Origin of the sequence: Azonexus fungiphilus, assembly GCF_003634965.1 — a bacterium.
GTDB classification, from domain to species: domain Bacteria; phylum Pseudomonadota; class Gammaproteobacteria; order Burkholderiales; family Rhodocyclaceae; genus Azonexus; species Azonexus fungiphilus.
Genome location: NZ_RBXP01000015.1, coordinates 59,655 through 73,320, shown reverse-complemented (window position 1 = coordinate 73,320; position 13,666 = coordinate 59,655). Strand labels below are relative to the sequence as shown.

12 protein-coding genes are annotated in these 13,666 nt (G+C 68.7%); 7 read left to right on the top strand and 5 right to left on the bottom strand.

All coding sequences use genetic code 11. From position 1 onward, the window contains the following. Nucleotide 1 precedes the first annotated feature (1 nt). The 6 genes from DFR40_RS09885 (at nucleotide 2) to DFR40_RS09860 (ending at nucleotide 6,618) form a co-directional block, all read left to right on the top strand. Nucleotides 2-1,534 (top strand): ABC transporter ATP-binding protein, encoded by a 1,533-nt coding sequence (locus tag DFR40_RS09885; RefSeq protein ID WP_121458332.1) that lies wholly within the window; start codon nucleotides 2-4, stop codon nucleotides 1,532-1,534. After that, entirely contained in the window at nucleotides 1,521-2,579 is a 1,059-nt protein-coding gene (locus tag DFR40_RS09880) for an ABC transporter permease (protein WP_121458331.1), read from the top strand. The genes DFR40_RS09885 and DFR40_RS09880 overlap by 14 nt, the downstream gene beginning before the upstream one ends. Before the next feature lie 12 nt (nucleotides 2,580-2,591). Next, on the top strand, nucleotides 2,592-3,512 hold the full coding sequence (locus DFR40_RS09875) for an ABC transporter permease (protein ID WP_121458330.1): 921 nt from the start codon (nucleotides 2,592-2,594) through the stop codon (nucleotides 3,510-3,512). 10 nt (nucleotides 3,513-3,522) lie between these two features. Next, nucleotides 3,523-4,884: an 8-oxoguanine deaminase gene (locus tag DFR40_RS09870; protein ID WP_121458329.1), complete on the top strand. Its 1,362-nt coding sequence runs from the start codon at nucleotides 3,523-3,525 to the stop codon at nucleotides 4,882-4,884. Nucleotides 4,885-4,890: 6 nt separating this feature from the next. Beyond that, the gene (gene guaD, locus DFR40_RS09865; RefSeq protein WP_121458328.1) at nucleotides 4,891-6,210 is read left to right on the top strand and encodes a guanine deaminase; all 1,320 of its coding nucleotides are present in this window, start codon (nucleotides 4,891-4,893) and stop codon (nucleotides 6,208-6,210) included. A gap of 189 nt (nucleotides 6,211-6,399) precedes the next feature. Beyond that, complete coding sequence (locus DFR40_RS09860) at nucleotides 6,400-6,618, top strand: hypothetical protein (RefSeq protein WP_121458327.1); 219 nt, start codon at nucleotides 6,400-6,402, stop codon at nucleotides 6,616-6,618. 69 nt (nucleotides 6,619-6,687) lie between these two features. Here DFR40_RS09860 and DFR40_RS09855 read toward each other — a convergent pair whose 3' ends face one another. Together DFR40_RS09855 and DFR40_RS09850 are read right to left on the bottom strand one after the other, a co-directional pair. Beyond that, nucleotides 6,688-8,568, bottom strand: coding sequence for a potassium transporter Kup (locus DFR40_RS09855; RefSeq protein WP_121458326.1), 1,881 nt, complete (start codon nucleotides 8,566-8,568; stop codon nucleotides 6,688-6,690). Between the two features lie 112 nt (nucleotides 8,569-8,680). Then, complete coding sequence (locus tag DFR40_RS09850) at nucleotides 8,681-9,871, bottom strand: MFS transporter (protein WP_121458325.1); 1,191 nt, start codon at nucleotides 9,869-9,871, stop codon at nucleotides 8,681-8,683. Nucleotides 9,872-9,966: 95 nt separating this feature from the next. Here DFR40_RS09850 and DFR40_RS09845 point away from each other — a divergent pair, with 95 nt between their 5' ends. Continuing rightward, nucleotides 9,967-10,926: a LysR family transcriptional regulator gene (locus tag DFR40_RS09845; RefSeq protein ID WP_121458324.1), complete on the top strand. Its 960-nt coding sequence runs from the start codon at nucleotides 9,967-9,969 to the stop codon at nucleotides 10,924-10,926. 45 nt (nucleotides 10,927-10,971) lie between these two features. Here the strand turns inward: DFR40_RS09845 and DFR40_RS09840 are convergent, their stop codons facing one another. Genes DFR40_RS09840 through DFR40_RS09830 form a run of 3 tightly spaced genes read right to left on the bottom strand, consistent with a single transcriptional unit; the run spans nucleotide 10,972 to nucleotide 13,619 of the window. Then, nucleotides 10,972-11,748 carry an ABC transporter permease gene (locus DFR40_RS09840; RefSeq protein WP_121458323.1) on the bottom strand — a complete coding sequence of 259 codons (777 nt, stop codon included), beginning with the start codon at nucleotides 11,746-11,748 and terminating at the stop codon, nucleotides 10,972-10,974. A gap of 11 nt (nucleotides 11,749-11,759) precedes the next feature. After that, entirely contained in the window at nucleotides 11,760-12,539 is a 780-nt protein-coding gene (locus DFR40_RS09835; RefSeq protein ID WP_121458322.1) for an ABC transporter ATP-binding protein, read from the bottom strand. Between the two features lie 54 nt (nucleotides 12,540-12,593). Continuing rightward, nucleotides 12,594-13,619, bottom strand: coding sequence for an ABC transporter substrate-binding protein (locus DFR40_RS09830; protein ID WP_121458321.1), 1,026 nt, complete (start codon nucleotides 13,617-13,619; stop codon nucleotides 12,594-12,596). Nucleotides 13,620-13,666: the final 47 nt, after the last annotated feature.

Below are 13,666 nucleotides of genomic sequence, written 5' to 3'. Positions count from 1 at the left end.
CATGCATCCGACCGAGCCCCGCCTGCAGTTGCTGCACATCACCAAGCGCTACCCGAGCGTCGTCGCCAACGACGACGTCAGCCTGTCGGTGATGCCCGGCGAGATCCACGCCATCCTCGGCGAAAACGGGGCCGGCAAGAGCACGCTGATGAAGATCATCTACGGCGCGGTCAAGGCCGACGCCGGCGAGATGCTGTGGAACGGCCAGCAGGTCGCCATCGCCAACCCGGCGCAGGCGCGCAAGCTGGGCATCGGCATGGTCTTCCAGCATTTTTCGCTGTTCGAGACCTTGACCGTGGTCGAGAACATCGCCCTGGTCCTCGACGAACCCTTCGACCTCGCCGCGCTGGCGCTGCGGGTCAAGGAAGTCTCCGAACGCTACGGCCTGCCGCTCGACCCGCACCGGCTGGTGCACAGCCTGTCGGTCGGCGAACGCCAGCGCGTCGAGATCGTCCGCTGCCTGCTCCAGGACCCGAAGCTGCTGATCCTCGACGAACCAACCTCGGTGCTGACGCCGCAGGCCGTGCAGAAACTGTTCGAGACGCTGCGCCGGCTGGCCGCGGAAGGTGTCGCCATCCTCTACATCAGCCACAAGCTGCACGAGATCCAGTCGCTGTGCGACAGCGCGACGATCATGCGCGGCGGCAAGGTGACCGGCGAGGCGATCCCGCGCGAGGAAACGCCGGCGACGCTGGCGCGCCTGATGATCGGGCGCGAGCTGCCGGTCTGCGAGGCACCGCCCTATCACGGCCTGGTCCGCCCGGTGCTGCAGGTCGAACGGCTCAGCCTGACCTCCGACGACCCCTTCGGCACCGAACTCAAGGAAGTCTCGCTGACCGTCAATGCCGGCGAGATCGTCGGCATCGCCGGCATTTCCGGCAACGGCCAGGCCGAGCTGCTGGCGGCCCTGTCCGGCGAAGCAACGGTGGACCGCGAGACGATCTGGCTCGACGGCGAAGCGGTCGGCCACCTCGACGCCGGCCGGCGGCGCGACCGCGGCCTCGTCTTCGTTCCCGAGGAACGCCTCGGCCGCGGCGCGGTGCCGGCACTGTCGCTGGCCCGCAACGCGCTGCTCACCGGCCACCGCCAGGGCATGAAGCACTGGGGCCTGGTCGCCTTCGACAAGGCGCAGGCCTTCGCCGAGCAGTGCATCGCCCGCTTCGACGTCCGCTGCGGCGGGCCGGGCGCCGCCGCCCGCTCGCTCTCGGGCGGCAACCTGCAGAAATTCATCGTCGGCCGCGAGATCATGCTCGCCCCCAAGCTGATGATCGTCGCCCAGCCGACCTGGGGCGTCGACGTCGGCGCCGCCGCCTTCCTGCGCCAGACGCTGCTCGACCTGTCGCGCAGCGGCGTCGCCATCCTGGTCATTTCCGAGGAGCTCGAGGAATTGTTCGAAATCAGCGACCGCATCGCCGTCCTTGCCGCCGGCCGCCTTTCCGCCACCCAGCCGCGCGCGCAGGCCGACGCCGAATCGGTCGGGCTGCAGATGTCCGGCCTGTTCAACGAAGCGGAGACCAGCAATGCACCTGCTTGAACCCCGTGCCCAGCCGTCGCAGCTGATGCGCTGGACGGCGCCGCTGATCGCCATCGCCGCCACGCTGCTGGTCGGCTCGCTGCTCTTCTGGGCGCTCGGCAAATCGCCGCTCGAGTCCTTCCACGTCTTCTTCGTCGAGCCGCTGACCAGCGGCTACGGCTGGAGCGAACTGCTGATCAAGGCCTGCCCGCTGATCCTCATCGCCCAGGGCCTGGCGATCGGTTTCAAGGCGCGCATCTACAACATCGGCGCCGAAGGCCAGCTGATCATGGGCGCGCTGTTCGGCGGCGGCATCGGCATTTTCTACGGTGACAGCGGCAGCGCCTGGGTGCTGCCGGCGATGGTCGTCGCCGGTGCCCTCGGCGGCGCGCTCTGGGGCGCCATACCGGCGCTGCTCAAGACGCGCTTCAACGCCGAGGAGACGTTGACCACGCTGATGCTCACCTACATCGCCACCTTCATCCTCTCGTACCTGATGCACGGCGCCTGGCGCGACCCCGAGGGGATGAACTTCCCGCAGTCGGTGATGTTCGCCGACGCGGCGCTGTTCGGCCTGCTGGCCGAAGGTTTCCGGATCAACAGCTCGCTCTGGATCGTCATTTTTGCGGTGCTCGCCTTCTGGCTGTTCAACGCCCGGAGCTTCCTCGCCTACCGCCTCGAAGTCGGCGGCCAGGCGCCGGCCGCGGCGCGCTACGCCGGTTTCCCGGCGAAGCAGACGGTGTGGTTCAGCCTGGTCGTTTCCGGGATGACCGCCGGCCTCGCCGGCGTCGGCGAAATCGCCGGCCCGGTCGGCCAGCTGAACCTGAACATCTCGCCCGGCTACGGCTTCGCGGCGATCATCGTCGCCTACCTCGGCCGCCTGCACGCGCTCGGCATCGTCCTCGCCGGCACGCTGATGGCGCTGATCTACCTCGGCGGCGAAGCGGCCCAGCTGAGCCTGCAGATGCCGGCGGCGATCACCGGCATCTTCCAGGGCATGCTGCTGTTCTTCCTGCTCGGCGCCGACGCCTTCATCGACAACCGCCTGCGCCGCCGCGCCCGCTGACCGGAGACCGCGATGCTCGACTACCTCCCCCTGATCCTCGCCGGCACGCTTGCCGCCGCCACGCCGCTGATCTTCGCCGGCCTCGGCGAACTGGTCGCCGAACGCAGCGGCGTCATCAACCTCGGCGTCGAAGGCATGATGCTGATCGGCGCCATCGCCGGCTTCGCCGCCGCCGCCGAAACCGGCCACGGCGCCGCCATCGGCCTGCCCGCCGGCGCCCTGGCCGGGGCTGCGGCGGCCGCCGTGTTCGGCTTCTTCGCCTTGTCGCTGGCCGCCAACCAGGCCGCCTGCGGCCTCGCCCTGACCATCTTCGGCATCGGCCTGTCGGCCTTCATCGGCCAGCACTACGTCAGCTACAGCCTGCCCGGGCTGCAGCCGGTGGTCGTGCCGCTGCTCAGCGACATCCCGCTGCTCGGACCGGTGCTGTTCAAGCAGGACTGGGTGGTCTACCTGTCGCTGGCCGCCTTCGCGCTGGTCGCCTGGACCCTGGCGAAAACCCGCCTCGGCCTGCTGCTCAAGGCGGTCGGCGAGGCGCCGGAGGCTGCCCACGCGATCGGCTACCCGGTGATCGCCATCCGCTACGGCGCGGTGGTCTTCGGCGGCGCCATGGCCGGCATCGCCGGCGCCTACCTGTCCACGGTCTATACGCCGCTGTGGGTCCAGAACATGAGCGCCGGACGCGGCTGGATCGCCGTCGCGCTGGTCGTCTTCGCCACCTGGAAGCCGACCCGGCTGCTGCTCGGCGCCTACCTCTTCGGCTTCGTCACCATCCTCCAGTTCCACGCCCAGGGCCTCGGCCTCCAGGTGCCGGTGCAACTGCTGGCGGCGCTGCCCTACCTGGCGACCATCGTCGTCCTGGTGCTGATTTCGCGCGACCGCAAACTGCTGCAACTGAACCTGCCGGCCTCGCTCGGCAAGCCCTTCCTGCCCTGACGAGGACGCCATGCCGACGCTGCTGCTCAAGGACGCCGACGTCCTCGTGACGATGGACGCTGCCCGCCGCGAAATCCCCGGCGGCGGCGTCTTCATCCGCGACGGGGTGATCGAGGCGGTCGGCCCGTCCGCCGACCTGCCGGCCACCGCCGACCAGGTCATCTCGCTGGCCGGCACGGTCGCCCTGCCCGGCCTGGTCAACACGCACCACCACATGTACCAGAGCCTGACCCGGGCGATCCCCGGCGCCCAGGACGCCGAACTGTTCGGCTGGCTGCGCCGCCTGTACCCGATCTGGGCCGGGCTGACGCCGGAAATGATCCGGATTTCGACCTTGACCGCGATGGCCGAATTGATCCTCTCCGGCTGCACCACGTCGAGCGACCATCTCTACCTCTACCCGAACGGCAGCCGGCTCGACGATTCCATCGAAGCCGCCGCGACCATCGGCATGCGTTTCCACGCCGCGCGCGGCAGCATGAGCGTCGGCGAAAGCCAGGGCGGCCTGCCGCCGGATCGGCTGGTCGAGGACGAGGCGAGCATCCTCAAGGACACGCAGCGCCTGATCGAAACCTGGCACGATCCCAAGTGCCACGCCATGCAGCGCATCGTCGTCGCCCCCTGCTCGCCGTTCTCGGTCAGCCGCGAACTGATGCGCGACGCCGCCGAACTGGCGCGCAGCTACGGCGTTTCACTGCACACCCACCTGGCCGAGAACGACAACGACGTTGCCTACAGCCGCGAGAAGTTCGGCATGACGCCGGCCGAATACGCCGAATCGCTCGGCTGGGTCGGCCACGACGTCTGGCACGCCCACTGCGTCAAGCTCGACGCACCGGGCATCGATCTCTTTGCCCGCAGCGGCACCGGCGTCGCCCACTGCCCCTGCTCGAACATGCGACTGGCTTCCGGCATCGCGCCGATCCCGGCGCTGCGCGCCGCCGGCGTCAATGTCGGTCTGGGCGTGGACGGCTGCGCCTCGAACGATGCTGCCCACCTGCTCGGCGAAGCGCGCCAGGCAATGCTGCTGGCCCGCGTCGGCCATGGCCCGGCGGCGCTGAATGCGCGCCAGGCGCTGGAACTGGCGACGCTGGGCGGCGCCAAGGTGCTCAACCGGGACGACATCGGCGCCCTGGCCCCGGGCATGAGCGCCGACCTCGTCGCCTTCCCGACTGGCGGCCTAGACCTGGCCGGCGCCGCCGTACACGACCCGGTCGCCGCGCTGGTCTTCTGCACGCCGCAAACGGTGCGCCATTCGATCATCAACGGCAAGCCGGTGGTCGCCGACGGCCACTTGCTGCCGCTCGACCTGCCGCCGCTGGTCGCCACCCACAACCGCCTGGCGCGCCAGCTCGCCAACGCCGCCCACTGAGAACCCATGAACGCCAGCCCGACATCGCAACTGGTCCTCGGCCGCGTCCTCCACTTCCTCGCCGACCCCGGCGAGCAGGACGCCGCCGACAGCTACGAATACTTTCCCGACGGCGCGCTGTGGATCGTCGCCGGCCGCATCGCCGCCGCCGGCCCGCGCGCCACGGTCGAAGCCGGCATCGCGCCGGCCGAACGCGCCGCCGCCACAGTCATCGACTACGGCGACCGACTGATCCTGCCCGGCCTGGTCGACACTCACTGCCACTACCCGCAATCGGCGGTGATCGCCTCCTTCGGCCGGCAACTGCTCGACTGGCTCAACGACTACACCTTCCCGGCCGAAACCGCCTTCGCCGACCCGGAAGTCGCCGCGCGCACCGCCGATTACTTCCTCGACCGCCTGCTCGCCCACGGCACGACCACCGCCGCCGTCTTCTCGACGGTGCATGCCGGCTCGGTCGACGCCTTCATGGCCGGCGCCGAAAAACGCCGGCTGCGCATGTTGACCGGCAAGGTCATGATGGACCGCCACGCGCCGCCGGCGCTGTGCGACACCGTCGCCGACGCCGAACGCGACTGCCTGGCGCTGATCGAACGCTGGCACGGCAAGGACCGGCTGCGCTACTGCGTCACGCCGCGCTTCGCGCCGACTTCGACCGCGGCCCAGCTCACGCTGGCCGGTGAGCTTTACCGCAGCAAACCGGACCTGCACGTGCAGTCGCACCTGGCCGAGAACCTCGACGAGATCGCCTGGGTCAAGTCGCTGTTCCCGCAAGCGCGCGACTACCTCGACGTCTACGACCGCCACGGCCTGCTCGGCCCGCGCAGCATCTACGGCCACTGCATCCACCTGTCGCCGGCCGAAGCCGCGCGCATGGCCGAAACCGGCACGGCGGCGGCCTTCTGCCCGACTTCCAACCTCTTCCTCGGCAGCGGCTTCTTCAACCACGCCGCCGCTGTCGATGGCGGCATCCGCGTCGGCCTGGCCACCGACGTCGGTGGCGGCACCTCGTTCAGCATGCTGCGCACGCTTGACGAAGCCTACAAGGTCTCGCAGGTGCACCGCCGCCCGCTGCCGCCGCTGCGCGCCTGGTTCCTGGCCACCCTGGGCGGCGCGCAGGCGCTCTACCTCGACGAGTTCATCGGCAACTTCGCGGTCGGCAAGGAAGCCGACTTCATCGTCCTCGACCCGCGCGCGACGCCGGAACTCGACTTCCGCCTGGAGAAAACCGACGAACTGGCGGCGACGCTGTTCGCGCTGATGATCCTCGGCGACGAACGCTGCGTGACGGCAACGCATGTGCTCGGCCAGAAAACGGGCCGCTGAGGGCCGCCCGGAAAATCGCCGACGCTGACGGTCGACCGTCAAATCCGGCAAAAAATGGCGCCTGACCGGCGCCATTTTCATGCGTCCCGACGCCTGGCATCACCAGGCAATAAATACGCAAAAGAATAAATTTGACAAATAATTGTCAAATTTATAAGATGATCTTGCATTCATTGACGAGACAAGATCATGACGACCAGTCACCGCAGCGACCGCCCATCCCCGCTGCCGGCCAGCCTCAGCCCGCAGGCCCTGGCGGAAACCCTGAGCGCGAGCAGCAATGCCGCCCTGCTCGACCGTGCCGCCCAGGCCGACGACCCGCTACTGCGCGAACTCGCGCTGCGCTACGAGGCGGCGCTGACCTTCCTGCATCGCAAGGACCTGCGCTTCTCGACCCGGCGCGGCTGAGGCGCGTTCGATGGAAAATGCCCGGATTTGACGGTCGACCGTCAAATCCGGGCAAAAACCGCGGCCGGGTCAGAGCACGACCTGGGCCCCGAGTTCGACGACGCGGTTCGACGGAATCCGGAAGAAGGCGGTGGCGCTACCGGCGTTGCGGAACATCGCGATGAAGAGCAAGGCGCGCCAGTAGGCCATGGCCGAGCCGAGACGCGGAATCAGCGTCTCCCGGCCGAGGAAGAACGAGGTATCCATCAGGTCGACCGTGACCATTTCCGGCGGACACAGCGCCAGCGCCGCCGGGATGTCCGGCTCATCCTTGAAGCCGTACTGGACGATCACCTGGAAGAAGCCGCCGGGCAGCGCGCTGATCTCGACGCGGTCGATCTCCGGCACGTAGGGCACGTCGAAGACGCGGACGCTGAGCACGATGACACGCTCGTGCAGCGCCTTGTAGTGCTTCAGGCTGTGCAGCAGCGCATGCGGGACGCTGTCCGGGTTGGTGGTCAGGAACACCGCGCTGCCGGGAATCCGCCCGGCGCCGTCGGCGGCCAGCGCGGCGGCGAACGGGCGCAGTTCCATGCCTTCCTCGGCGAGACGCCGGGCAAGCAGCTCGCGGCCGCGCTTCCAGGTCGTCAGCAGCGTGAAGATGCCGAGCCCGAAAGCCAGCGGAAACCAGCCGCCTTCGGGAATCTTCAGCGAGTTGGCGGCAAAGAAGGCGAAGTCGATGCACAGGAAGGGCAAGGCGCCGAGCGCGGCGCGCAGCGGACTCCAGTGCCACAGGCGGACGGCGACGGCGATGGCGAGCAGGTTGGTGATCAGCATCGTGCCAGTGACGGCGATGCCGTAGGCGCCGGCCAGCCGCGACGAGGAACCGAATTCGAGGACGAGGACGACGATCGCCGCGAGCAGCATCCAGTTCACCGCCGGAATGTAGATCTGGCCGATCTCCTTGTCCGAGGTGTGATGGATCGCCAGGCGCGGCGCGTAGCCGAGCTGGATCGCCTGCTGGGTGATCGAGAAGGCGCCCGAAATCACCGCCTGCGAGGCGATCACCGTCGCCGCCGTGGCCAGCAGCACGAGCGGGTAGCGGCCCCATTCCGGCGCCAGCAGGTAGAAGGGATTCTCGGCGGCGGACGGATCGGCGAGCAGCAGCGCGCCCTGGCCGAAATAATTGATGAGCAGCGCCGGCATCACGTAGCCGAGCCAGGCATAGCGGATCGGCCGGGCACCGAAGTGGCCCATGTCGGCGTAAAGCGCTTCGGCGCCGGTCAGGCAGAGGACGACGGCACCGAGCGAAAGGAAGCCGAGCAGCGCGTTGTGCTGCAGGAAAGCGAAGGCATGGCGCGGGTCGACCGCCGCCAGCACCGCCGGATTGGCGGCGATGGCCAGGCCGCCAAGCAGCGCCAGCACCGCGAACCAGAGCACCATCACCGGCCCGAAGAGCGCGCCGACGCTGGCCGTGCCCTGGCGCTGGAAGAGGAACAGCCCGACCAGCACGAGCAGCGCGATCGGCCGGATGTAGGGATCGAAGGCCGGCGTGATGATGCCCAGGCCCTCGACCGCCGAGAGCACCGAGATCGCCGGCGTGATCACGCCGTCGCCGTAGAACAGCGCCGCGCCGAACAGGCCGAGCATCACCAGCAGGCGCTGCGAGCGGCTGCCCGGCGTGCCTTTCTGCAGCGCCAGCGTCATCAGCGCGATGATGCCGCCTTCGCCCTTGTTGTCGGCGCGCATGATGAAGAAGACGTACTTGATCGTGACGACGACGATCAGCGACCACAGGAACAGCGAAAGCACGCCGAGGATGTTCTCCGGCGTTACCGGGACCGGATGATGGCCGCCGGCGAAGACTTCCTTCATCGCGTACAGCGGGCTGGTGCCGATGTCGCCGTAGACGATGCCGAGCGCGGCCAGTGTCAGCGTCGCCAGACGCTTCCTGTCTTGTGCCTTGTCCATGCCTTACCCCTTTTTTATGCCGGCGGAGCGTCGCCCGCCGTTTGCTGCCGCCCATTCTGGCAAGCCGCGCATAAAAAAAGCGTAAATTCTGCTGCGCTGCAACAAGCGCCGATCAGTCGCCCCGGCAGCGCAGCCACAGGGCGCCAAGCGCGGCCAGCGCCGCCACCGCCATCACCGCCGCCCAGCCGTAGGCGGCGAGCAGCAGGCTGCCGCTCACTGCACCGCTGGCCATGCCGGTGAACATGCCGACGAAGAGGACCGCGTTGAGCCGGCTGCGGGCGCCCGGATCGATGCGGTAGACCAGCGTCTGGTGGGCGATCAGCGTCGCCTGGACGCCGAGGTCGAAGAGCACCGTGCCCGCCGCCAGCAGCCCGAGCTGCCAGGCGGCCGGGGCGTACAGCGCGGCCAGCGCCAGCCCGGCGAAAGCCAGCGCGCTCAGGCCGGCGCCGAGCCGGGTGACCAGGCCGGCGCCGCGGCGGTCGGCGAGATGGCCGGCCAGCGGCGCGGCCAGCGCCCCGGCCGCACCGGCCAGCCCGAAGGCGCCGGCAGCGGCGCTGCCGAGATGGAAAGGCGCGCCGTGCAGCATGATCGCCAGCGTCGACCAGAAGGCGCTGAAGCCGACCGCGAGCAGCCCTTGCGCCAGCGCCGCCCGGCGCAGCGGCGGATGCGCGCGCCACAGCGTCCACAAGGAGCCGATCAGGCGGCCGTAGGCCAGGTCGGTGGTCGGCGCGAAACGCGGCAGGTGGCGCCAGGCGACATAGGCGACGAGCACGATGCTGGCGCCGGCGAAGACGAAGGTGGCGCGCCAGCCGAACCACTCGGCGACCAGCCCGCTGACCACGCGCGAAAGCAGGATGCCGAGCAGCAGGCCGGTCATCACCGTGCCGACGACGCGGCCGCGCTGCTGGGCGTTGGCCAGCGTCGCCGCGGCCGGCAGGATGTCCTGGGTCAGCGTCGCGGCCAGGCCGACGGCCAGGCTGACGGCGATCAGGAAGCCGACCGAGGGCGCCGCCGCGGCGAGCAGCAGCGCCGCGATCAGCGCGCCGCTCTTGAGCAGGATGATGCGCCGCCGGTCGTGGCGGTCGCCGAGCGGTGCCAGCAGCAGGATGCCGAGGGCGTAGCCGAGCTGGGTCAGCGTCGGCACCAGGCCGAGTTCGCCCTCGCCGGCACCGAGATCGGCGCCGAGGATGCCGAGCATCGGCTGGGCGTAATAGAGCGAGGCGACCGAGAGGCCGGCGCTGAGCGCCAGCAGCAGGATCAACAGCGGCGACAGGCCGCTCTCGGCGGAAGATGGCGCGGACATCGGGAACCCCGGGGAAATTGGACAGGCGCCATCTTGATCATTCAAAAGCCAACTGTGTAGTAGGCAAAAACGCAGATTTGCCATACATTTCACGCATGACAAAGCCGACCAGCCACGAACCGGCCGCAAGCAGCGGCGACCGCATCGAACTGATGCAGACCTTCGTCCGCATCGTCGAGGCCGGCAGCCTGTCGGCCGCCGCCGAACAGCTGGGAACGACGCAACCGACGGTCAGCCGCCGCCTGCAGGCGCTCGAACGCTCGCTCGGCCTGCGCCTGCTGCAGCGGACGACGCACCACATGGGCCTGACCCAGGACGGCGAACGCTGCTACGAACGCGCCCGCGAACTGCTCGCCAGCTGGGCCTCCTTCGAGGCCGAATTGCGCGGCGCCGGCGATGCACCGGAAGGCACGCTGCGCGTGATCGTCCCGCACGCCTTCGGCCAGGCCCGGCTGATCGAGCCACTCGCCGAGTACCTCGAGCGCTGGCCGCGGATCACCGTCGAATGGATGCTGCACGACGACAGCAGCATCCAGGATTACATCGCCGCCGGCATCGACTGCGCCATCCAGGTCGGCGAGATCGCCGATCCCGGGCTGGTGGCGATCCGCCTCGGCGAAGTCCATCGCATCGCCGTCGCCGCGCCCTCGGTGCTGGCCGGCCGGCCATTGCCGGTCGACGCCGGCGAACTGGCAAATCTGCCCTGGCTGGCGCTGCGCACCTACTACCGCACCGAGGTCTCGCTCAGCCACATCGGCAGCGGCAAGCGGCGACGTTTTCCGATCACCCCGCGCTTCAGCACCGACAACCTCTATGCGCTGCGCAGCGCGATGCTGCGCGGCATCGGCGCCGGCATCGCCTCGGCCTGGATGCTCGCCGACGACATCGCCCGCGGCGACCTGGTCCATCTCGCCCCCGAGTGGCAGGCGCAACCGCTGCCGATCAGCCTGGTCTATCCCTACGCCCGCTTCTACCCGGCGCGCCTGCGCCGCTTCGTCGAGATCGTCCGCGCCAACGCCCCGGCGATTTTCGGCGACGTCACCGCCGGCGCATGAAAAACGGCGCCCGCGGGCGCCGTCGTCACTTCTCGCGGGGGCCTCTCAGCCCGGTGCGTTGGGGTTGCGGTGGGCCCAGCCGGTGAGGCGTTTCTCGGCCAGCGCGAAGAGTTCGTACATGACCACGCCCATGACGCCGATGACGATCAGCCCGGCAAAGACCAGCGGCATGTTCATCGACGAACTGGCCGACATCATCAGGTAGCCGATGCCGAGGTTGGAGGCCACCGTCTCCGAGATCACCGAGCCGACGAAGGCGAGCGTGATCGCCACCTTGAGAGAGGCGAAGAAGAAGGGCAGCGAGCGCGGGATGCCGACCTTGTAGAGGATCTGCCAGCGGCGGGCGCCGAGCGAACGAAGCACGTCCTCCAGTTCCGGCTCGAGCGTCGCCAGGCCGGTGGCGACATTGACCACCACCGGGAAGAAGGAGATCAGGAAGGCGGTGAGGATGGCCGGGATCGTGCCGATCCCGAACCAGACCACCAGCACCGGCACGAAGGCGACCTTGGGAATGCTGTTGAAACCGACCAGCAGCGGGTAGCAGGCCTGGTAGACGAGCGGCGAGGCACCGACCGCAAGACCGAGCAGCATGCCGACGACGACGGCGATGGCGAAGCCGGCCAGCGTCGTCCACAGCGTCTGCAGCGCGTGCATCATGATCGGCCCGGCGTATTCGAGGCCGGCGACCCAGATCGCGCTCGGTGCCGGCATCAGGTAATCGGGGATTTTCAGGCCGGTGCAGACGGCCTCCCAGACCAGGAAGAGCGCCACGGTCAGCGCCCACGGCGCGACCTTGACGACGGTGGATTGTTTGACGGCCATGCGGGCGCTCCTCAGGATTCGCGGATGCGGCCGATGTGCTCACGCAATTCGTGCACATAGGCGGCAAAGGTGTCGGTGTAGGTGACGTCGAGCGGACGCGGGCGCGGCAGGTCGATTTCCTTGCGCACCAGGATGCGCCCCGGGCGCTTGCTCATCACGTAGACGGTATCGGCGAGGAAGACTGCCTCGCGCAGATCGTGGGTCACCAGGATGACGGTGAACGGCTTCTCCTGCCAGAGATCGCGCAGCATGCACCAGAGCTCCTCGCGGGTGAAGGCGTCGAGCGCGCCGAAGGGCTCGTCGAGCATCAGGAGGCGCGGCTGGTGGATCAGCGCGCGGCAGATCGACGCCCGCTGCTGCATGCCGCCGGACAGCTCCCAGGGGAACTTGTCGCCGTAGCCGGCCAGCCCGACGCGGGCGAGCAGCGCCTCGGCATCGGCGGTGTACCTGGCCTTCTCCTTCTTCAGGTTGCTGCGGAAGGGTTCGACGATCTCCAGCGGCAGCATCACGTTGTCTAGCGTGCTCCGCCAGGGCAGCAGGTTGGCCGCCTGGAAGGCCATGCCGACGATCTTCAGCGGCCCGCCGACTTCGCGGCCGTCGACGAAGACATAGCCGTTGCTCGGCGGCTTGAGGCCGGAGACCAGCTTCATCAGCGTCGACTTGCCGCAGCCGGAGGGGCCGACGACGGCGACGAATTCACCCTCGCGGATGTTCAGGCTGACATCCTCGATGGCGTTGGCGCCGCCCGGCGCATAGGCCAGGCTGACGTTTTCAAAGGTGACAAAAGACATCTCGGTTTCCTCTGCGGGAACATCGGGGCCCCGTGCGAACACGGGGCCTGCGGCTTACTTCAGCAGCCGTTCGGCCTTGGCCGGCAGGAAGGCGTCGGTGAACAACTCGCTCGGCGGCACCGTGGCCAGGCCGTAGGCTTCGGCGGTTTCGGCGAGCGAGCGCTTGAGGCGCTCCGGGGTGACGCCGCCGAGGCCGTTGGCCCTGACTTCCGGGGTGACCACGCTCGACTCGAGCGCCAGCTTGAGGCGCCGGGTCTCAAGGGCGACGTTGATCAGCGGATCGCGTTCCTTGACGTAGGCGATCGCCGCATCCGGGTTGGCGATGACTTCCTTGAGCGCCTTGTTGAAGGCGCGCAGCAGGCCGGCGACGGCCTTGGGCTTGTCGGCGATCATCTTCGGGCTGGCGATGATCGCGTTGCCGTAGAAATCGACGCCGAAATCCGGGTATTTCAGGGTCACGATATCCTCGGTCTTGACGCCGCGTGCTTCAAGGTTGAGCAGGCTGGTGAAGTAGAAACCGGTGATCCCGTCGACATCGCCGCGCGCGAGCAGGGTTTCGCGCAACGCCGGCTCGACCGTCTGCCACTTGACGGCATCGACCGCCAGCTTGTTCGACTTGGCGAATGCCGGCCAGGCCTTGCGCCCGCCGTCGAAAACCGGTGCCGCCAGGGTCTTGCCGACCAGGTCGGCCGGCTTGCTGATGCCCGACTTCTTGAGCACCAGCACCGCCGCCGGCGTCGCGTTGTACATCATGTACACCGCCTGGATCTTCGAGCCCGGCGTTTTCGCCTCGTATTCGGCGAGCGCGTTGAAATCGGCAAAGCCCATGTCGTAGGCACCGGTGGCGACGCGCGTCACGGCGCCGGCGGAGCCCGAGCCCGAATCGATCTCGACATCGAGGCCTTCGGCCGCGAAGTAACCCTTGGCCTTGGCCAGCAGGAAGGGCGCCGACGGGCCTTCGAAGCGCCAGTCGAGCGTGAACTTGATCTTCTGCGGCGCCTGGGCGAACGCCGGCACGGTCAGGCAGGCGAGGCCGGCAGCGATGACGAGACGACGACAGGCATTGAACGGGATGGACATGGTGCAGCTCCTGTTAGTTGAAGTGAGCCATCCATAGCAATCGCCAT